We start from the raw sequence: 19,720 nt of genomic DNA, 5'->3' as shown, positions 1-19,720 counted from the left end.
GCGGCGCGCCGGGAGGGAACTTGCTCTACCCGTTTCAAGCTGCCAACGAAGCGCAGTCGATTACGAACCGGTACTTCACATCGCCCTTGAGCATGCGTTCGTAGGCGTCGTTGATTGCCTCGGCGCGAATCATCTCGATGTCCGCAACGATGCCGTGCTCGGCGCAGAAATCCAGCATCTCCTGCGTCTCGGGAATGCCGCCGATCATCGAGCCGGCCAGGCTGCGGCGCTTCATGATGAGGCTGAAGACCTGCGGCGACGGATGCGGCGTGGCGGGAGCACCCACCAGGGCCATCGTGCCATCGCGCTTGAGCAGCGCGAAGAAGGCGTCCAGGTCGTGCGGCGCGGCCACTGTGTTAAGGATGAAGTCAAGGCTCTTGGCATGAGACGCCATCTCGTCCGCATTGCGCGACACCACGACTTCATCCGCACCCAGCGCCCTGGCAGCCTCACGCTTGGACTCGGACGTGGTGAACGCCACCACGTGCGCGCCCATGGCGTGCGCCAGCTTGATGCCCATGTGTCCCAGGCCACCGATGCCAACCACGCCGACCTTCTGTCCCGTCCCCACATTCCAATGGCGCAGTGGCGACCAGGTCGTGATGCCCGCACACAGCAGCGGCGCCACGGCGGCCAGCTGCGCGTCGGGGTGGCGGATACGGAGCACATAGCGCTCGTCCACGACGATCTGCTGGGAGTAGCCGCCCAGCGTATGGCCGGGCGCGTCCGGCGTCGGGCCATTGTAGGTGCCGACCATGTGATCGCAGTAGTTCTCGAGCCCGGCGTCGCAGTCTTCGCAATGCTTGCAGCTATCGACGAGGCAGCCGATGCCGACCAGGTCGCCGACCTGGAACCCCGATACATCCGCGCCGAGCGCGGACACGCGGCCCACGATCTCGTGTCCCGGCACGCAGGGATACAGCGTGCCCGCCCACTCGGAGCGCACCTGGTGGATGTCCGAATGGCATACGCCACAGTATGCAATGTCTATCTGCACATCGTGCGCGCCGGGTGCACGGCGGGCGATGTCAATGGATTCGAGAAGCTGGTCGCTTGCGTGTGCGCCATAGGCTTTGATGGTCATGATTTGTACTCCGGGGGTAATCGGAAACTAGTCCTGGGTAAACACGACCCGTACTCCGTCCCGGCCGAGCGCCTGGGCCAGGCCCGCGGCATTGTCCACGCGGCCGAGTCGCGTGTACGAGTACGACGAGTCGAAAGTCAGATAGAACACGACCAGGGTGTCCGAGCCGTACAGCATGAGGTCGCCATTGCGGATCGTTCCCGGCCGGCTCGCATTTGTCGGCAGCGCTTGCGGCAGGCTGACATACTTTTCGTTGCCGTTGAGCTCGCTCATGTCCAGCGTCAGCGGCAGCAACGCTGCGAATGCGCGCGCGGCGGCGCTGTCAGCCAGGGTGATGGCAAAGCGGCGTTCGTTGACGGTCATCCACATGCGTGATTCCTCCGGTTTGCTTGATGCCGCACCGGCATCGGGAGCCGCTGCCGCAGCCTTGCCGGGCGCCGCGGGCTGACCAGCTTCGCATCCGCCGAGCACGAGCAAGCCTAGCAGAAGGGCCCCAACACGGGGGCCAAGTCGGCCGATGGGCATGGCGCTCTCCTTGGCTGCGGGGGCTCAGGCGGCCTGTGGCGCTTGCGAGCGCGATGTCAGAAAGGTCAGGACCGCCGCCACCAGGAGCACTGCCGCGCTCGCCACGAAGGTGCTTTGGTAGCCGCTGTGGTCGAACAGCACGCCGCCACCGGTGGAGCCCAGCGCAATGGCCAGCTGTATAACCGCGACCATCAAACCGCCGCCCGCCTCGGCGTTCCTGGGCATGGCCTGGGCGATCCAGGTCCACCAGCCTACAGGGGCCGCCGTGGCCATCAGCCCCCACAGCCCCAACAGTGCAGCAGCACCGGCGATCCAGGTCCCAAAGGGAATCAGCATGGCCGCGATCACGGCCATCAGAACCGGAATGGCGAACAGGGTTCCATACAGGCCTCGCCGCAGTAACGTGCCGATCAGCGTGGTGCCGATGAATCCCCCCACGCCAATGACAAGCAGGATCAGCGAGAGCGTCGACACGCCGACGTGCGTCACCGTTTCGAGGAATGGCCTCACGTACGTGAAGAGCATGAACTGCCCCATGAAGAAGGCGCCGCATGCGGCCATGCCGAGCGCGACGGTGCGGCTCTTGAACAGCCTGAACACATTGCCGGAGCCCGGCGAACGATCATGCGCCTTCATGGCGGGCAGGCTGACCCATTGCCATACCAGGGCGAGCGCTGCCACGGGCACTAAGCAGAAAAAGGCGCCGCGCCAGCCCATGACCGAGCCCAAATAGCTGCCCAGCGGCGCCGCCACCACCGTGGCGAGCGCGTTGCCGCCGTTGAAGATCGCGAGGGCGCGCGGCACCTGGGCGGCGGGAACCAGCCGCATGGCGGTCGCCGCGGACATGGACCAGAACCCACCGATCACCACGCCGATGAGCGCACGGCCAGCCATGTAGGTCTGGTAGTTCGATGCCAGCGCGACCACGACGCCAGACAAGGCCATTACCCCGGTTAGCACCAGCAACAGCGTCTTGCGGTTCATGGTGCCGGCAAGCGTGGAGATCGACAGGCTGATCAATACAGCGAACGCGCCGGAGATCGCGATGCCTTGCCCAGCCATCCCTTCGGACACATGGAGATCGGCTGCCATCGGCGTCAGCAGGCTAACGGGCATGAATTCGGAGGCCACCAGCGCGAAAACGCACAGTGACATGGCAAGAACGCCGCTCCAATTGGCGGTTGGCGCCTTCGCCTCGCTATGGGGTAAAACAGTCCCCTCGGGGACTTCAGCGGTCTGGGTTGTCATGAATTTCTTCGGAAAGCGCCGTGCGAGCTTAAGGAGCGAACACGACCTACACCATGAAGACGGGGAATCTGGGTAAACCGGAGGTGTGGGTACTGGCTGACACAGCACGAGAGATGTTGGCGTAAGTTCGCCCGCGCTACTAGCTAATCAATACTTAAAAGGGATATAAGGTCCACTAATCAATCAACCGTGGGACACTACGTTATGGTCAGACGTAATCTCAACGATCTCGTGGCGTTTGTGACGGTCGCACGTGAAGGCAGCTTCACGCGGGCCGCCGCACTGCTTGGCGTGACGCAGTCGGCGCTCAGCCAGGCCATCAGTGGCCTGGAGACCCGCCTTGGGATAAGGCTGCTCACCCGCACCACGCGCAGCGTGTCGCCCACCTCAGCAGGTGAACGCTTGTTGACAGCCATCGGTTCCCGCTTCGACGAGATTGAAGCGGAGCTGGATATGCTGACGGAGATGCGCGACAAGCCAGCCGGCACGGTACGCATCACCTGTGGCGAACATGTTCTTCGGACAACGCTGCTCCCCAAGCTCGCCCCGCTGTTGCAGGACTATCCCGATATCAAGGTCGAATTCGACATCAACTACGGGTTCAGGGATATCGTGGCCGACCGCTTCGACGCGGGCGTGCGTCTGGGCGACACCATCGACAAGGACATGATTGCAGTCCCCATCGGGCCACCGTTGCGCATGGCGGCCGCGGCCTCGCCGACGTACTTCGCGGGCCACCCGGGGCCCAAGAGCCCGCGTGACCTGGTCAACCATAACTGCATCAACCAGCGCATGCAGAGCTCGGGCGGGCTTTACGTCTGGGACTTCGAGCGGCGCGGCGAAAAGCTGAACGTGCGTGTTGCCGGACAACTGATCTTCAACACGTCGCTCAGCATGGTCGATGCGGCGTTGGCGGGGCTGGGCATCGCGTTTCTTCCCGAAGAAGAGTTCGCCCCGCACATTGAGCAAAACCGCCTGATCCGCGTGCTGGAGGAATGGTGTGCGCCGTTCCCCGGGTACTACCTGTATTACCCGAGCCGCCGGCAGCCATCACCGGCGTTCTCGCTGGTTGTCAACGCGTTACGGGTCACGAGTTTGCCACGGCCAAAACGGCGATAGCCGCCGGCCTGCGGAAAGCAACGTCAATGACAATGTCTCAGCCTTCGCCTTCTCCGAGCGACCGCACCTTGCTGTCGTTAATGTCCTGTGTGTTCGCCGTGTTTCTGGTCACAGGCGCTGCATTGCCTGCCTTGCCGTTGCACATCCATGATGGACTGGGTCTTGGTACATTCACCGTTGGGCTGGTCTCCGGGGCCCAGTTCGCTTCCGCGCTGATCTGTCGGCTGTGGTCTGGCATGATCTCAGACCGACGCGGACCGAAGTTTGCCTTAACGGTCGGACTCTGGACAGCTGCGCTCGCGGGGCTGCTGTATCTCTTGTCTCTAAAGGTCGCAAGCGACGCTAGACTGTCCATAGGGATCTTGTTGTTGGGGCGTGTGCTGCTGGGCGGCGCCGAGAGCTTCATCATGATCGGCGCGCAGAGTTGGTGCCTGTCACTCGCTGGACCGGGCAAGGTTGGCAAAATGATCGCCTGGATTGGCACTGCGATGTTCGTAGCCTTGGCCGTGGGCGCGCCCTTGGGCAGTTTTCTATTCGCCAACTTTGGTTTTGCGTCGATCGGCCTGACGACCTGCGTCGGTGCAGCAGCGCTACTCCCACTGGTTGGCTCCATGCCAGCCATCAGGCCCACGCCTCAAAGTCGGAAGGCCGCCAAACTGGTTTTGAGAGCTGTGTGGATCCCGGGGCTGGCAATGGCCTTCTCCAGCCTTGGCTACGGAATCATGACGGCTTTTTCCGTACTGCTGTTTGTACAACAGGGCTGGCAGCCCGCCTGGCTGTCGTTCACCGCGTTTGCCGCCGCCTTGATTGTGGCGCGTGTGTTCTTCGGCCCGTTACCAGACCGGCTTGGCGGGGCACAAACCGCTATGATGTTCATCATCATCCATAGCGCTGGCTTAGCGCTGATCTGGCTTTCTTCCCTTGCATGGCTTGCGTTTGTCGGATCAGCAATGGCCGGCTTTGGCTACGCGCTTGTGTACCCGGGATTCGGCATGGAAGCGGTGGCACGGACGCCAGCGGACGCCCGAGGGCTCGCTATGGGGATCTATACGGCCTTCATTGATCTTGCGCTTGGCATATTGGCCCCGCTTCTTGGCCTCCTTGCCAATGTCATCGGACTGGACAGGATATTCCTCATTACGGCACTCCTCGCGCTTTGTGCCGTACCGATAGCCATGTGGCTGCGATCCCAGCCATGTCGAGCGCCCGCGGTCGTGGAGTAGCCTGAGTTGCGCTCCAAAGCACTCATGCTGCGCTCGGCACCGAATGCACTCGGACAGCGGAGGAGCACGGTGCAGGCACGTCTACCTCAACAGTCAGTATGGCGCCTTTTCGGATGCGTTCCGACAATTCGTTGTCATTACCGCGATAGACGCTGCAAAACAGTTGCCGGCCATCCGCCCCTCCCAATGTGCAGGATATGGCGCGGCCATCAAATGCAATGATGTCCGTGATCGAGCCACCATCCAATACGCGAAGGAACTCGCCCGTATTAAAGCAAGCGACCCAGATTGCGCCTGCGGCATCGGCACAGATCCCGTCCGGCTCCCGTGCTCCCAGATCGGCATAGAGACGACGGTTTCCGAGTTCACCTTGGCCGTCGATATCAAACGCGGTCAACCTTCCGAGCCAGGTCTCGGCCACGATCAGGGTCTTGCCGTCGTTGACGATCACCGATCCATTTGGAAATTCGAGCCCCCTCGCCGCAATCTTAATCGTGCCATCGCGATCCACGCGGTGAAGAGACGTCAGCGCCCTCGGTTCGCCAGCATCGTAGTCGTAGCCGAAGTTGCCCACGTAGATGCGGCCCTGCGCATCCACCGCAAAGTCATTGAGGTCACCGGCAGCCATGGCGGAAAGATCAGCGTATTCGACAATAGATTGACCATCGATCTTCATCAGTCTGCGGTCCTTCGAGGACACGACGATAGGTGTCCCGTCAGGCAGGAAACCAAGCCCGGAGGGACGATGGGGGACGACGCAGACCTTCTGCCGCGTTCCGTTCAAATCCAACGCATAAACGGCGTGATCGAACACGTCTGATATCCAGAGCCGGTTATCGTGCCAGCGCGGCGCTTCCAGAAAAATGAAATCTTCCGCAAGCAGCGAGGGTTGGTACTTCTTCATGTGCGCCTCCATGTGGCTTTCACGCCATCGTTATGACGAGGAGTCCGGCGAGTGATCCGGCCACCCTCCCGAGCAGCCGGAACACCGGCCTACCAGCCGCCGTCGATTTGGATGTTCTGCCCCGTAATCAGATCGGATTGCGGTGAAGACAGGAAGACAGCGAGGTTCGCGATGTCGACCGCCTCGATCCGTCGCTTGAGGCTTTGGTTCTCGAGAATCCAGTTGTGATACTGCTCTCGGGTATCCGCACGGTCGCGGAATTCAGCGTCTGAGATCACGGCCCCCGGCGAAATGCCATTTACGTTAATCCCGTGAGCACCAAGTTCGCGCGCCAGGCCCTTGATCAGACCAAACAAGGCACCCTTCGACGCGATGTACGGCACGTAGCCATCCCATCGGCCAGTGAGGGTCAGCGAAGTCACATTGACGATCTTCCCGTACTGGCGAGCCTTCATTGCCCGGCTGCAAGCCCGCGCCAACACGAAAGCCGCTGACGAATTGATGCGAACCTGATCCTCGTATTCCTCGATCGAGAACTCTTCAAAAGGTTTCATGATCACGAGGGCCGCATTGTTGACGAGGACATCCATTCCGCCCAAGTCATCCGCTAGCCTGGAGACCGATGCTTCGGTTGCGGACAGTTGGTTCAGGTCGCAGCCGAAGTACCGCACATCTTTGCCGAGCTGGCCCAGCGTCTGCTGAGCGTCCGCGATGCCGGGACGGTCCAACGCGATAACGGTCGCTCCTTCTTCGGCAAAACGGGACACCATCGCGCGCCCGATCGTTCCCAGTGCTCCGGTGACGAGTACCTTTTTTCCTGACAATTGAGTCATTGTTTGCCTTTCTCCAATCTTCATGGTTGTGTCCCGACCCTGTCGAGATCCAATACACCCGGGATGCTTCATTCATCCCGTCTTCCATCCGGGTGAGACAAAGCCGGCCTCACCCCTTGCCAGCACCCTGGGATCACCACTCGGCCGGGCAGACCGTAAGATTTGCCTTGGTGATCACCGGGGTGTCGTACGTGACGAACTGCGCCCTCCTTGTGTTCTTTCCGGTCACAGCGTCATACAGCGCCTGGGCAGCCAGCCGGCCCACCATTTGCGGCCTGGTGCAGACCGAGCCATCGATGCCCCCGTTCCTGATCGCTTCATTGCCAAGCCGTGAGCCGCCGGCCGTCGCGATGAGCTTCGCCTTGGAGCCGCTCGATCGCAATGCCCGCGCGCAGCCGAGCGCCATATCGTCGGCCTGGCTGAAAACCAGGTCCAGATCGGAATTTGCCGTCAGCATGTTCTGACAAACGGACTCGCCCTTCGCAGGCGTCCAGTCTGTGGGTTGCGACGCAACGATCTGATACTTGACGCCCGCTTTTTCCAGCGCGTTCTTGAAGCCCTCCGTCCGTTGCCTGACCACTGCAAATCCCGGTGCGCCCTCGACGATCCCGATCTTTGCCACGTGGTCCTTCGGCAGTATCCTGGCAGCGAGTTCACCCGCACGCTCCCCTGCGACGACATCGTCAGTGGTCACGAGCGCGGTCAGCTTTCCATAGACCTGCCGGATCGGGACTTTATTGGGATCGCCAATTTGCACGGCGGCGGCAACGAAAGGAATATTGCTGTCCGCGGCGCGATCCACCCACGTTCTGGCCACCACCGAATCCACCGCGATCATTGCGATGCCGTCGACTTTCTGTGCGATCAGATCGTCAATGACATTACCCTGCCGTTCGACACTGGCGCGTGCATCGAGAACGAGTGCCTTGCAGCCCAACTCCTTGCAGGCGTCCTGAAAACCCTTGCCGAGCGCGACGTCATAGGGAAATTGCATGCTGTTGGCAACGTAGGCTAGTGTTATGTCCTTCGCGCTGGCCGTATTCATTGCGAGTACTGATGCTGCTGCAAGTCCGGCTAACCGGAGTTTCTTGATAAGCGATTCCATGCCTGTCTCCTGAATGATCATTTGTTTTGCTTAACGATGGATATTGCTGCGGGCGATCGTCTACGTTCGGGACTGAGCGATCCCGATCAGAACATCGACATGATCCCGGAGATGAGACCGAACTGACTGTGACCGTAGTTCGGTCCGACATTTCCGGTTGCGCCGCCTTGTGTCCGGTTCGGACCGTACGGATCCAGAAAGCCGTTTCCCAGGCCAACGTTGGAAGTCGCGCTGTTGCGCAGATAAGCGAGCTCGGTGTACAGGAGCGTCCGCTTGGACAGGCTGTAAGTGCCGCCAAGCGTGTACATCGTCGCATTGCCGTTTCCCTTGTTCGCATTGGCGTGGTACAGGGCGGCCGTCATATTCAGTAAAGGATGCACCATGTACGCAACCCCGAACCACTCATGATCGACGGCGGTCGGCACTCCGCTCACGCCGACAGGCAATGCGCGAGGCGTAACGCCATAACTCTCAAAGGAAGCGTCCGGCGCGCTCAAGTGCTGATAGCCGACGTATGCCTTGAGCGGGCCCCACACATAGGTGCCGCCCGCCATCACGGAACGCGAACTCACGTACACGTTACCGAATTTGCCATTCGGATCGCGCGTTTCGTCATAGATGGCGAGCAGTTCCAGATTTCCCGCCTGGTACATCGCCCTGACGCCACCCGTGCGTCCCTGTGCGCCTCCAAGCTGATTCGGACCAGTACCCGATATGCCGGAGCTTGACGGGGCCGAGTTCCAGCCGTTCGGATTTCCGGTCAGGCTGTACTGTCCCTTCAGCGTCAGTGCGCCGAGATTCGGTGACCTGTACTCGAGTGCATTGCCCGCTTGCGACCAGTTTCGGCCTCGTACAAGCGTCGAGATTGCGAATTGCTGAAAGAGCTGGGGGTCGATGGCATAACTGTCTTGCATGATTTCGCCGGCACCGATGTTTCCCATCTTGAACGTGCCGAAATTGTCATGGGCCAGACCGATCCACGCGTGGCGCCCGAAGAAACTGCCATTCTGAAAGTTGCCATTCAGCGTGTTGAGACCACTCTCCAGCCTGAAGATGGCCTTGGTTCCGCCGCCAAGATCTTCAGTGCCTTTGACGCCCCACCATGATTCCCCAAAGCCGCCGCTTTGCAGTCCGATCAGTCTCCCGTCTCCTCTGCCGCTCCAGTACGTCATCCCATTGTCAATTCGGCCGTACAGCGTGACGCTGCTTTGCCCGTGTGCCCCTGCCGTCAGTACGAAAAACGAAAGGCAGGCGAACCCCTTCTTCATATGATTTCCTTTAACCGATATGTCCTGACAGTTCATCGTCGTACGCAGTGGCTTTCGATGCGGGGGTGGCATTAATGTGCGTTGCGGCCACGCCCGGATCCACCGAGCGTGTAAATCGCCGCGGCCGCGACAATCACCGTTCCTTCAATCACACCTTGGTAATTCGCGCCGAGGTTCAGGATATTGAAGCCATTAGCCAACGTGACAAGCAGCAACGCACCGGCCAGCGTCTTGACCACACTGCCCGCACCGCCGAAAAGCGACGTGCCGCCCAGGATCGCGGAGGCGATGACGGCGAGTTCTTGCCCCTGCAGCGCCGTCGGATTGATTGCACCAAGCCGGCTGCCGAACAGCACGCCTCCAACGCCCGCGATCCCGCTGCAGAGGACAAATGCGACCATCTTGTAGCGCCCAACGTTAATGCCCGACAAACGCGATGCCTCTGGGTTGCCACCGACGGCGTAGACTCGTCTGCCGGTAATCGTGAACGTCAGCACAAACCAGACCAGCGCCGTAAAGAACACCATATAAATCACTGGTTTCTGAACCGAGAGTTGTGCGCCGCCGACCCAGGAAACTGCGACAAGACTCAGGCCGCCCAGCATCGCGCCGACCAGCAATGCTCCACTTCGTTGCGCCCGCCGCGCACGGAAGGCAAGAAGCGCTCCGCCTACGACCAGCGCCGCGCCCATGATCAAGAGCGGCAATCCAATATGCACACGCCCCGATTCGAGCGCATGCATGGCCGCGAGCGCCTCAGGATCCGACACGGACAGCGATCGCCCATCGGTCACGATCTGCACGACGCCGCGTATCGCAGTCAACGTGCCCAGCGTAACAATGAACGCATTGATACCGAGCCACTGCACGATCGCCCCATTGAGCAGACCGACAAGCATTGCGACGCTGACGCCCAGTATCGCTGCGGGCCAGAATCCCACCGAGTCAGCCATGCAGATCGTCACGGCAGCCGACAGTGCCGCCACCGAAGCAACCGACAGATCGAAGTTTCCGGTGATCAGGATGACGGTCATGGCCACCGCCATCATTGCTACCAAGGAAGACTGGTAAAGGACGTTTGTAATATTGCCGAGCGTGAGATAGTTCGCGCGTCCCGTGTAGGCCGTGACTGCGGATAGGATCAGCACGAGCAGAATCAACGCGTAATAGACGCCCATCTCGCGCAGGCTCAGGTACCGATGCCAGTTCGTCTGCGATCGGTGTCCACCCGGCATCTCGGCGTCTGACGGTCGACCGTTCGCACCACCATATGACTGAGCCGAATGATTTTTGGAAGCCGAAGAATTCATGATTACTCGCTCTTTGTTGGTTGTGCCCCAAGCGGCTGCACCAGGGTGGATGTCACACTCTTGCCACTGGCAAGCAATATCAATTCATGTTCGGAAGTTGCTTCTGCTGCGCGCTCGGCAATACAGCGGCCGTCGCGCATGACCAGGATTCGCTGGCTGACTGCCAGCAACTCCTCGAACTCGGATGAAACGATAATCACGGCACTACCCGCTGCCGCCAGTTCACGCACGAGCAGGAGGATGTCGGTCCTCGCGCCGATGTCGATGCCGGCCGTTGGTTCATCCAGCAGAAAGACCTTCACGTCACTGAATAGCCATTTGGCGATCGTCACCTTCTGAGCATTTCCGCCGCTTAGTTCAGTCACGCTGGAGTTCGGCGAAGGCGCCTTTATCTTGAGGCGCCGGATAGCCTCTTCGCCACGCTCGCGCTCGCGCTCGCGCAGCGGAACCCAGCGTCTCCATGAGACGCCCTCGAGCGCCGGTAATGTGGTATTCCGCCAGATCTCGAACCCTGGCACCAAGCCCTGTGCCATGCGGTCTTCCGGGACAAGTGCCATTCCCGCGTTGACCGCTGCCATCGCGGACCGTCCGATCGCTTTGCCGTTCACCCTGACGTCGCCGATTGCATCTGCGTCAGCCCCGAAGATGGCATGCAGCAGTTCGCTGCGGCCTGATCCGAGCAGGCCTGCAATGCCGACCACGTCGCCGGCCGTTACCTTCAGGGAGACAGGCTCGAGCTTGCCGGGCGATGCGAGATTGCAGACATCGAGCAAAACAGGTGCATCGACCCCCTGGTGCTTCTGCGGGGTGCGCTCCAGTGCAACGAGTTGTCGCCCGGCGATGGCCTCCGCAATGCGCGCTTCATCAAGGTGGCTGGTGTCGGCACGGCTTACCACCTCACCGTCACGCAGGATGGTGACGCAGTCCGTCAACGCCATGACTTCATCGAGAAAATGCGAGACGAACAAAATTGCCTTGTTCTCGGCGCGCGACAGGCGCCGCACGATCCGATACACGACTTCGCGCTCTTCTGTCGCAAGCGACGCGGTAGGCTCGTCCATCACGATCAGCTCGGCGCCCGTGCCAAGCGCCTGGAAAATTGCCACCATCTGCCGCTGCCCGATGGACAGGTCGCTGACGACGCAACCCGGGTCGAGCCAATACCCGGTGCGTTCGCAAATGTCCATGAACCGCGTACGCAACGACGCGTCGCGCCGCCAGCATCCGCCATCGCCCAGAAACACATTCTCGAGTACGGACAGCGTCGGGATTAGCGGAATATGTTGATGGATGGTTGCAACACCCATCGTATTTGCTTCCTTCGGGCTCGACCACTGGACGGACGAGCCGCGCCATACCATCCTGCCACCGGAAGCCGGAAGCGCGCCTGACAGGATTTTGATTAACGTCGATTTTCCTGCGCCATTCGCACCGAGCAGTCCATAGACCTTACCCCGGGCAATCTCGAGGTCGATGCCGCGCAGCGCGATAAGCCCATTGGGAAATGTCTTCGTGACGCGCTCGAGCCGCATCAACGGAACCTCTTCCGCCATTTGCATCGTGTCTCCGTGGTTTTTATATTTAAGCGATGAGCCCGGATTCCTTCGAAGATTTCCGGCAGCACGCGTTAGCGAGAACTGTAGTCCGCGTATTTGCAGGCGTCAATGCAATGGAATTGGATCCGGTGGCCGGAACTGGCGTTAGAGGAACCGCCGCGAGGCAAAGCGATGGCCGCCGAATTGCGTGAACGACGCTTTTTTTTCAGCATTGGCTGACGCTCGCGCATGCGCAAAGCACTATGTTGACGACCAGCCAAGCCCCGTCCGACAAGGCGAGCGCTAGAGGACTCTCAATGTAAGCATGCCTCCGGCGACAGCCGGACTTATATTTCTGCCGGCGACTCTCTCGCGATGCCAGGACCGGCCAGGATTGACTAAGGCTTAATGCGTCTATAAGGCGTGCTAATCAATTTCTTGATTGAAATTCATCGCTGGCATTCGGCCCGGCCGCGTTGCCGCCTACCCCGTTGCACCAAGATGCGCCCGGCGCGCGAAAGTGTGCACAGTTGGGAGGCCGATTAGGTTAGACGCCCTGACTTAAGGCAAGGATATGGTTCGTTGGCCGGTGCCGGCTGGGCCATGCTGGCCCGATGCATTTGCTGAGTCAATTATCTTGCTGCCCGTGAAGTAATGATGGGTCTTCCGCACTTTGTGTGACGAGGGCGCACCGGCGTGGAGGATGTTGTAGCGTGGAACGGCCGTCGTCTTCACCGCCCACCACCAACTCTTCTTCTTGTTGACGAACGTGGGCGAGCCCGCCAGCCTCGTGCCGGCCGCACGAGCTCACCCGCCTGCGATGGCGATCGGACTAGCGGGTCCCGCAGGACAAGACAGGCCGGTCGTTCGGTAAAGTTGCTACCTAACGCCTTTCCTCAACAGCGGGCTCAGGTCGAGTTTCAGGAGTTGCGTCAGGAGCTGGTCGTCCGTCGTTGACGATAGACGGTCACGCCGTCCTCTTCGCGCGCGGCCAGCGCATTGCGCGCGCCGCAGATCGGGCAGCGGAACAGTGGGCCCTGGCCCTCGTTGGCGACGACCACTTCGGTGGACTCCCAGCGGGTTCCGCAGGATTGGTTCTGGCAGGTGTAGTAGATGGGCTTTTTCATTTGCGCGGATCGTAGCACGAGATAACGAGCTTGCCGGGATTCAGAGCCAAGGCCGATCAAGTACATCCAGCACGGGCGTCGACGTGCCGATTTCGCAGCGCGTCCCCACGGATTGATAGCGGGGAACCTATTGTGCTTATCGATGCTTCAACCCTACTCTTGCTGCCAACTTGGTGGCGATCTGGCCAGCGTGGCCGGCAGGACGAGGCAGCCGGTCGTTTAGTTTGGCTTCAATACCCGCAGCCGCAGAAGCTCGATGTTCGCGCGGCCATACATCTGGCGCTTGAGGAACTTGAGCGGGTTGACGTGACTCTCGGTCTGGCCCTTACTCCATGGCAGCATGAAGGCCGCCCGCACAGCCGGTAGCCCACAACGGAGTCGATCTTGCACAGCGCCTGCACGAAGCGCTCGTGGTCCGCTCCTCGACGGCGAGCCTCCTCCATCCGACAAGCCATCCGAACAGGCGCCGGGCCGACGGGCACGGCATCGTGCGTGGGGAGCGGCTCGTGTCGAAGTCAATTTCCTCAAACCTACTCCGGCATTGCATCAGAGCTGTGCTCTTACCAAATCCGGCTGGCGCGCGAACTACGACTAGCTTCGCGGCTTGCGTGTTACAAACCAAATCGCAGATTACGGCGCGCCGAATCTGAGAGGGCAATGACGTCGGCGGATTCAGCTTCGCCGTTAATCGGTTCCCGAGTGACTGGCTCTGTTTGGTCTTATGGCCAGCAGAACTTGCCGTGTCAGGCTCCGAGTGAGAAATCGGTGTGGGGCGGGCTGCGCCGCGCAGTTGGTTCATGCCTGTATGGAGTGGAGCATTGAAGACACCGATTCGCTAGATGTTGTCTATCGTGGCGATGCAAGCCGCCGCTCGCCTTTCTCATCGCCAAACACCGCAAGCACTCCTTCCTGGGGCTGCCTGTGTAACTGCCGGCCAGTACGACCGTAACGCTTCGGCTGGTACTGGGCAGCGCCGCCTTCGGCGTCGGCTGGGGTCTGGCCGGCTTCTGCCCTGGTCCCGCGCTGGTTGCTCTGGGCGCTGGCTATCCGAAGGCCATTGGCCTTGTGGCGGCGATGGTGGCTGGCGTGGCCGTCTTCGAACTCATCGAGCGGACGAAATCGAGCATGGCCACCCCGCCCCCGCCACACCTATTCGCACAAATCTCGATAGCGAATCGATCAGGTTCATCGCCACCGGCACCAGGTAGAGCAGTAGGCCGACTTCAGCGCTGTGGTACTGCTGGCTCGTCACGCTGCGGCGTGCCTTCATAAGTCCACAGGAACTGGCGCGGGATGGGCCCCTTGTTGCGCCCCCCCTGGTTCGTCTGCTCCCACGCATGCGCGAGGATGCCGACCGAGCGCGACAGGCAGAACAGCCCGCGCGCCAGCGGTGCGGGGAACCCGAGTTCGGCGTAGATGACGGCTGTGGCGCCGTCGATATTCATCGGGATTGGCTTGCTGCGGCCTGCGGCCAGCGCTTGTTCGATGGCCCGCGCGATGGCCGCGTAGCGTCCCTCGACCACGCCGTTGGCCACGGCCTGGTCTACCAGCGCCAACAGGCGCGGCGCGCGGGGGTCGACCGGGTGGAAGCGGTGGCCGAAGCCCGACACGAACTTGCCATGATGGTCGCGATAGTGCTGCAACGCCGCGGCGACCGCATCTTCCGTGGTGTCGCCGGCATCAACGCGGGCCGCGACGTCTTCATACAGCGCCACCGCCTGCTCGCCGGCGCCGCCATGCACATCGCCCAGCACGTTGACGGCGGAGGCTATCGCATTGTTCAGCCCCACGCCACAGGTCGCCGCCATGCGTGCAATGGCGATGCTGGGCGCCTGTGGACCGTGGTCGACCGCGGCCATCAGCGCCGCGTCGAGCAGTTCGCCCTGGCCTGGGCCGGGCAACTCGCCGCGCAGCATCAGCCAGATCATCTGCGCAAATGAGACGCGGCCGATCAGTTGCTCGATGGGATAGCCGCGGTAGCGGATCTCGCCCGGGCGCATGTCGATGATTTCGGTGCGCCACCAGTCCTGCGACAGGCGCTGATCGGGCCGCTCGTATCGTTGCTCATATCGCGCGCTCCTCGCTGAGTTGGTTGATATCTGCGTCGCTGTAGCCCAGGTCGCCCAGGATCTCGCGCGTATGCTGGCCCAGTTCGGGCGGCGGCGTGTCGACGGCCGGGGCCTGGCGGTTGAGCTTGAAGCCGGTGCGCACCACGCGGATATCGCGGCCGACGCCGGGCGCATTGGCGAAGTCACCGATCATGCCGCGGTCGCGCACTTGCGGATGCGCCAGCGTGTCCGGCACGCTCAGGACCGGGCCCGCCGGCACGCCGGCGTCGTTCAGCAGCGGCCACCAGTCCGTCGCCGGCTTGCTGGTCAGTTCGGCTTCCAGCGCCGCGGTCAGTGCGGCGCGGTTGGCGAGCCGCGCCTGGCGCTGGGCAAAGCGTTCATCGGTGGCCAGCTCGGGCTTGCCCACCACGCGGCACACGGCCTCGAACTGCTCCTGCTTGTTGGCGGCGATATTGAGCAGCCCGTCGCCGGTGCGGAAGGTGCCCGACGGGCTCGCGGTCATGTTCTCGTTACCCATCGGTACCGGGTCCTTGCCCGCGATCAGGTGGTTGGACACGACCCAGCCCATGGTGGCGAGCGTGGCCTCCAGCATCGACACATCGATGAAATAGCCCTCGGTGCGCTGGTGGTCCGCCAGCGACGCCGCCACTGCAAAGGCCGCGGTCAGCCCGCCGATGGTGTCCGACACCGGATAGCCGACTCGGTACGGCGCGGTCTGCGGATCGCCGGTGATGCTCATCACGCCCGACATGCCCTGGATGATCTGGTCATAGGCCGGCAGCTCCGCGAGCGGTCCGTCCTGGCCGAAGCCGGAGATCGCGCAGTAGATCAGGCGCTGGTTGTCCTGCTTCAGTGTTTCGTAGCCCAGGCCGAGCCGGTCCATCACCCCAGGCCGGAAGTTCTCGACCAGCACGTCGGCGCTGCGCACCAGCTTGCGGAACACTTCCTTGCCGCGGACATGCTTGAGGTTGATGGTGATCGACTGCTTGCCGGAGTTCTGCGCCAGGAACGACACCCCCATCAGGCGCTGGTTCAGCTCGGCATCGGCACCGAGCTGGCGCGCCAGGTCGCCGGTGCCGGGGGCCTCCACCTTGATCACCTCGGCGCCCATATGGGCAAGCTGGTGGCAGCAGAAGGGTCCGGCCAGCACATTGGTGAGGTCGAGCACGCGGAGATCGCGCAAGGGTTTTTGCATAACTTGTCTCCAATGTAGTGGAGCTAGGGGTAGTCGTACCTTTTGTGCGAAATTTGGCGGGCCGGTCTCGGCGACTAACCATGCTCGCATTCACCGCGACGGATAGAGGTGAGCCGAGATGTTGGAATTCTTCGCATCCCTGCCCAAAAGAGAGCGCGTATGTCACGCGCTTGGTTGCCGCTTGCGGCCATCATGCATCTTGAGATATGCCGCTCTGGGACCAAGCCTAACTCAATGGCCGCGCCAAAACATATCAACAACTCACGCCCAGTGAATGAGGTCATCCACGCATCGAGCATGAATTCAAGGCGTTCAGCATATTCGTGTCTATGGCCAGCACACTGCGCAAGCGTGCGCTTGTCCGCTTCGCGAGCAAGTGCACGCACTTCCCACATCAGATCGCTCAATCGAGACAGCGGCGTGTCAGACCGCTTAACGACCCGCATCGTTTTGCCACTGCTCAATGTCATGACGGCCGACGAGTATCAGTTTCAATGAGAAGTTTGTTGAGAACGCCTCCAAGCAGTCCACCCGATCTCAACCATTCCGCTTCCACGGAAGTATCGATCCGGCAAACAAGCTTGAGGCGCTTCACATCAGTGCCATCTAGGGCACGAATCGTGAGCTCGAGTTCTCCTCCCAGGCGTAGCGCCTCGGGCAGGCCGACCATATCCAGTGTCTCGCCTCCTGTAAGCAAGCTAGCTAGGTCCTCTTGCGTCTCTAGGGGCAGTACTCCGAACGCTACAAGGTTGGCGCGGTGGATGCGCTCGAAGCTCCTTGCAATCACCGCACGAACGCCAAGCAGGCGCGTCACCTTCGCGGCCCAGTCGCGAGCGGATCCGCCTCCGTAGCGCTCGCCCGCTATCACGATCGTCGGAACCTCGCGATCGGCGTAGACCGCCGCAGCCTCATGAATCGGCAAGACGTCCCCATAGGGGAGAATTCGTGTGAAGCCCCCTTCGATCTCGGAAAGCAGGCGGTTACGGATGCGTGGGTTGGCAAAGCCCCCTCGCAACATGACTTCATGGTTTAGCCGCCTGGCGCTGAATGTTCCGTGTTTGGTCGCTGGAACGTCATGTTGCTGGAGCCATCTACCGGCAGCTGAATCGGCTGAGATCCGTGAAACCGGGGAAATATGATCCGTGGTCACCGCATCGCCAAGAATGAGTAGCGGCCGGGCTCCCACGATGTCTGATGTGAGCAATGGCCGTCTGACAGTTGTTTCGAGGAACGGCGGGTGGCGGATGTACCCCGCGCGAGCTTCCCACGGGTATTTGTCCCCAACCGGGCTGGGGAGCGCGTCCCATTCCGCCGTTCCCAATTGCCAAGCTCGCCGATTCGCAGCGAAGTGCGATTCGAGCCGGACCCCCTCCAATGCTGCTCGCACTTCCTGAGGGTCAGGCCAGATATCGGCCAGTCGGATGGGCTGGCCATTGGGCGATGAGCCCAGCGGGACAGATGACAGATCGACGGCGAGATTGCCGGCCAACGCATAGGCGACCACGAGCGCCGGCGATGCCAGATAGGCGGACCGGACAGCCGGATGGATTCTTCCCTCGAAGTTGCGATTGCCGGAAAGAACGGCGGCAACCGACAGCTTCTCGTTCTTCACGTAGGCTTCCACGCCGGGAAGCAGAGGCCCAGAGTTTCCCATGCAGGTGGCACAGCCGTGACCGACAACGTGAAAACCCAGCGTGTCGAGAGGTTGCTGCAGTCCGGCAGCGCAGAGGAGTTCGGACGCGACGCGGGAGCCCGGGGCAAAGGAGGTCTTGACCCATCTGGGCACATGCATGCCCCGCGCGACCGCGTTCCTTGCCAAGAGTCCCGCCGTGACGAGGGCCTCGGGATTGGACGTATTCGTGCACGAGGTAATGGCCGCAAGCACAATGGCGCCATGCGTGAGCCCTTCCCCCATCCCCGCGTGCTCGATCGTGGCCGGCACCTCGGTCAGGGTGCGGCGCTGTTGAGGCAGAGAAGGGCCAGCGACCGTTGGTTCAACCGAGCTGAGATCGAAGTCGATGACCGCGGTGAAGCATGGCTCGGGATCTGAGGCCACTCGGTACGTGCCCTGAGCTCGAAGGAAGCTTTCCACTCGCGCCAAGTGTTCCTGAGGCCTGCCGGTCCAGCGAAGGTAGGCTAGGGTTTGCGCGTCAGGCGGGAAGTAGGCCATGGTCGCGCCATACTCGGGCGCCATGTTGGCGACGGTAGCTCGATCGGGCACAGACAGTGTGCCGAGCGCAGGCCCACAGAATTCCACCACCCGTTGCACAAGATCGTGTTCCCGCAGTGTGGAGGTTAGCGTGAGGGCCAAATCACTTGCTTGGACACCTGGCCTAAGGCTGCCGTACAGACGCACCCCAATGACATCTGGAATGCGCATGACGGTGGGCTCACCGAGCAAGGCTGCTGTCGCATCGATACCGCCAACGCCCCAGCCGAAGATCGAAAGGCCGTTGACCATGGTGGTGTGGCTGTCCGTGCCGAGTACCGAATCGAATCCTAAGAGTTCGGCGTCATCTGTCGTGTTCATGCTGACGAGGTCGGCAAGCACTTCGAGGTTGAGCTGATGACAGATGCCGATGCCAGGAGGCGCGATGCGAAGGTTGGTGAACCGCTGGGCGGCCCATTTGAGAAATTCATATCGTTTGCCGTGCCGCTCGAACTCAAGCTGAAGGTTCGTGGAAAGGGCGGAATGCGTGCCGGATGCATCCACCTCCACGGCGTGGTCGACGATCAGATCGGCTGGAAGCTTCAATGTGATGCCGGTGCCGCGCTGCGCTCGCAGTTCCTCATCGAGCGCAGCCAGGTCGGCGAGAACTGGAAGACCGGCCGCGTCCTGCATCAGGACACGGCCGGGCATGAAGCCCACGCTCTTGGTGCTCGACCCGGAGAGGGTCCACTCCCCGAGCGCCTCGATATCTTCCTTGCGCACAACATAGCCGTCTTCCTGGCGAAGCAGATGTTCGGCCAGCACCCGCAAGCTGTAAGGCAGCCTTGTAAGCGCGCCCGCGCCGTTCTTCTCCGCCTCCACGATGGACATGCAGAAGTAGCCCGGCATGCCCGGAAGCGCTGTCCGACATCTGAAGCTGTTGCGAGATAAGCGCATGAATTGTCTCGTTCTGTTGGTACGTCTGGCCGTGTGCAGGCCCGGCACCCGCTGATTGCGTATTTCGCG

Annotated in this window: 16 protein-coding genes and 1 pseudogene; 3 read left to right on the top strand and 14 right to left on the bottom strand. The window is 61.5% G+C overall.

The features are described 5' to 3' along the window. Nucleotides 1-34: 34 nt before the first annotated feature. From CNE_RS32725 to CNE_RS32715, 3 genes are read right to left on the bottom strand one after another with little or no spacing between them, the layout of a single operon-like run. Complete coding sequence (locus CNE_RS32725; protein WP_013959034.1) at nt 35-1,084, bottom strand: NAD(P)-dependent alcohol dehydrogenase; 1,050 nt, start codon at nt 1,082-1,084, stop codon at nt 35-37. A 27-nt stretch (nt 1,085-1,111) separates the two neighbouring features. Next, nucleotides 1,112-1,609, bottom strand: coding sequence for a cyclophilin-like fold protein (locus CNE_RS32720; protein WP_013959033.1), 498 nt, complete (start codon nt 1,607-1,609; stop codon nt 1,112-1,114). Nucleotides 1,610-1,633: 24 nt separating this feature from the next. Next, the gene (locus tag CNE_RS32715; protein WP_013959032.1) at nt 1,634-2,857 is read right to left on the bottom strand and encodes an MFS transporter; all 1,224 of its coding nucleotides are present in this window, start codon (nt 2,855-2,857) and stop codon (nt 1,634-1,636) included. A 204-nt stretch (nt 2,858-3,061) separates the two neighbouring features. On the opposite strand from CNE_RS32715, the gene CNE_RS32710 reads away from it, so the two are divergent. Continuing rightward, the gene (locus CNE_RS32710; RefSeq protein ID WP_013959031.1) at nt 3,062-3,976 is read left to right on the top strand and encodes a LysR family transcriptional regulator; all 915 of its coding nucleotides are present in this window, start codon (nt 3,062-3,064) and stop codon (nt 3,974-3,976) included. A 26-nt stretch (nt 3,977-4,002) separates the two neighbouring features. Next, nucleotides 4,003-5,199 carry an arabinose transporter gene (locus CNE_RS32705; RefSeq protein WP_013959030.1) on the top strand — a complete coding sequence of 399 codons (1,197 nt, stop codon included), beginning with the start codon at nt 4,003-4,005 and terminating at the stop codon, nt 5,197-5,199. Nucleotides 5,200-5,221: 22 nt separating this feature from the next. On the opposite strand, the gene CNE_RS32700 is transcribed toward CNE_RS32705, so the two are convergent. The 8 genes from CNE_RS32700 to CNE_RS42780 all read right to left on the bottom strand — a co-directional run bounded on the left by CNE_RS32700 (nt 5,222) and on the right by CNE_RS42780 (nt 13,623). Beyond that, on the bottom strand, nt 5,222-6,103 hold the full coding sequence (locus CNE_RS32700; protein WP_049800752.1) for an SMP-30/gluconolactonase/LRE family protein: 882 nt from the start codon (nt 6,101-6,103) through the stop codon (nt 5,222-5,224). Nucleotides 6,104-6,192: 89 nt separating this feature from the next. After that, nucleotides 6,193-6,936: an SDR family oxidoreductase gene (locus tag CNE_RS32695; protein ID WP_041229026.1), complete on the bottom strand. Its 744-nt coding sequence runs from the start codon at nt 6,934-6,936 to the stop codon at nt 6,193-6,195. A gap of 133 nt (nt 6,937-7,069) precedes the next feature. Next, nucleotides 7,070-8,041 carry a sugar ABC transporter substrate-binding protein gene (locus CNE_RS32690; protein ID WP_013959027.1) on the bottom strand — a complete coding sequence of 324 codons (972 nt, stop codon included), beginning with the start codon at nt 8,039-8,041 and terminating at the stop codon, nt 7,070-7,072. Nucleotides 8,042-8,127: 86 nt separating this feature from the next. Continuing rightward, on the bottom strand, nt 8,128-9,309 hold the full coding sequence (locus CNE_RS32685) for a porin (protein WP_013959026.1): 1,182 nt from the start codon (nt 9,307-9,309) through the stop codon (nt 8,128-8,130). A gap of 71 nt (nt 9,310-9,380) precedes the next feature. Beyond that, nucleotides 9,381-10,619 (bottom strand): ABC transporter permease, encoded by a 1,239-nt coding sequence (locus CNE_RS32680; RefSeq protein ID WP_013959025.1) that lies wholly within the window; start codon nt 10,617-10,619, stop codon nt 9,381-9,383. A 2-nt stretch (nt 10,620-10,621) separates the two neighbouring features. Beyond that, complete coding sequence (locus CNE_RS32675; RefSeq protein WP_041229224.1) at nt 10,622-12,172, bottom strand: sugar ABC transporter ATP-binding protein; 1,551 nt, start codon at nt 12,170-12,172, stop codon at nt 10,622-10,624. A 914-nt stretch (nt 12,173-13,086) separates the two neighbouring features. After that, nucleotides 13,087-13,281: a hypothetical protein gene (locus CNE_RS32670; protein ID WP_041229024.1), complete on the bottom strand. Its 195-nt coding sequence runs from the start codon at nt 13,279-13,281 to the stop codon at nt 13,087-13,089. A 219-nt stretch (nt 13,282-13,500) separates the two neighbouring features. Continuing rightward, complete coding sequence (locus tag CNE_RS42780) at nt 13,501-13,623, bottom strand: transposase (protein WP_148271752.1); 123 nt, start codon at nt 13,621-13,623, stop codon at nt 13,501-13,503. A 528-nt stretch (nt 13,624-14,151) separates the two neighbouring features. On the opposite strand from CNE_RS42780, the pseudogene CNE_RS39900 reads away from it, so the two are divergent. After that, nucleotides 14,152-14,406: pseudogene (locus tag CNE_RS39900) on the top strand (DUF6691 family protein); the annotation flags it as partial. 98 nt (nt 14,407-14,504) lie between these two features. On the opposite strand, the gene CNE_RS32660 reads toward CNE_RS39900, so the two are convergent. The 3 genes from CNE_RS32660 to acnA all read right to left on the bottom strand — a co-directional run bounded on the left by CNE_RS32660 (nt 14,505) and on the right by acnA (nt 19,651). Continuing rightward, on the bottom strand, nt 14,505-15,317 hold the full coding sequence (locus tag CNE_RS32660) for a citryl-CoA lyase (protein WP_404997165.1): 813 nt from the start codon (nt 15,315-15,317) through the stop codon (nt 14,505-14,507). 28 nt (nt 15,318-15,345) lie between these two features. After that, nucleotides 15,346-16,545, bottom strand: coding sequence for a CaiB/BaiF CoA transferase family protein (locus CNE_RS32655; protein ID WP_013959019.1), 1,200 nt, complete (start codon nt 16,543-16,545; stop codon nt 15,346-15,348). Between the two features lie 466 nt (nt 16,546-17,011). Continuing rightward, nucleotides 17,012-19,651 carry an aconitate hydratase AcnA gene (acnA, locus tag CNE_RS32650; RefSeq protein WP_013959018.1) on the bottom strand — a complete coding sequence of 880 codons (2,640 nt, stop codon included), beginning with the start codon at nt 19,649-19,651 and terminating at the stop codon, nt 17,012-17,014. Between the last annotated feature and the right edge of the window lie 69 nt (nt 19,652-19,720).

This window comes from Cupriavidus necator N-1, from assembly GCF_000219215.1.
GTDB classification, from domain to species: Bacteria; Pseudomonadota; Gammaproteobacteria; order Burkholderiales; family Burkholderiaceae; genus Cupriavidus; species Cupriavidus necator.
The sequence above is the reverse complement of the archived record's forward strand: the minus strand, read 5'-3'. Positions and strand labels throughout refer to the sequence as shown.

Bases quoted from the DNA above. Each gene is read 5' to 3' on its own strand.
- CNE_RS32725 (WP_013959034.1), bottom strand. From the start codon at position 1,084: ATGACCATCAAAGCCTATGGCGCACACGCAAGCGACCAGCTTCTCGAA.
- CNE_RS32695 (WP_041229026.1), bottom strand. From the start codon at position 6,936: ATGACTCAATTGTCAGGAAAAAAGGTACTCGTCACCGGAGCACTGGGA.
- CNE_RS32715 (WP_013959032.1), bottom strand. From the start codon at position 2,857: ATGACAACCCAGACCGCTGAAGTCCCCGAGGGGACTGTTTTACCCCAT.
- CNE_RS32710 (WP_013959031.1), top strand. From the start codon at position 3,062: ATGGTCAGACGTAATCTCAACGATCTCGTGGCGTTTGTGACGGTCGCA.
- CNE_RS32720 (WP_013959033.1), bottom strand. From the start codon at position 1,609: ATGCCCATCGGCCGACTTGGCCCCCGTGTTGGGGCCCTTCTGCTAGGC.
- CNE_RS32700 (WP_049800752.1), bottom strand. From the start codon at position 6,103: ATGAAGAAGTACCAACCCTCGCTGCTTGCGGAAGATTTCATTTTTCTG.
- CNE_RS32675 (WP_041229224.1), bottom strand. From the start codon at position 12,172: ATGGCGGAAGAGGTTCCGTTGATGCGGCTCGAGCGCGTCACGAAGACA.
- acnA (WP_013959018.1), bottom strand. From the start codon at position 19,651: ATGCGCTTATCTCGCAACAGCTTCAGATGTCGGACAGCGCTTCCGGGC.
- CNE_RS32670 (WP_041229024.1), bottom strand. From the start codon at position 13,281: ATGAAAAAGCCCATCTACTACACCTGCCAGAACCAATCCTGCGGAACC.
- CNE_RS32655 (WP_013959019.1), bottom strand. From the start codon at position 16,545: ATGCAAAAACCCTTGCGCGATCTCCGCGTGCTCGACCTCACCAATGTG.
- CNE_RS32685 (WP_013959026.1), bottom strand. From the start codon at position 9,309: ATGAAGAAGGGGTTCGCCTGCCTTTCGTTTTTCGTACTGACGGCAGGG.
- CNE_RS32690 (WP_013959027.1), bottom strand. From the start codon at position 8,041: ATGGAATCGCTTATCAAGAAACTCCGGTTAGCCGGACTTGCAGCAGCA.
- CNE_RS42780 (WP_148271752.1), bottom strand. From the start codon at position 13,623: ATGCTGCCATGGAGTAAGGGCCAGACCGAGAGTCACGTCAACCCGCTC.
- CNE_RS32705 (WP_013959030.1), top strand. From the start codon at position 4,003: ATGACAATGTCTCAGCCTTCGCCTTCTCCGAGCGACCGCACCTTGCTG.
- CNE_RS32680 (WP_013959025.1), bottom strand. From the start codon at position 10,619: ATGAATTCTTCGGCTTCCAAAAATCATTCGGCTCAGTCATATGGTGGT.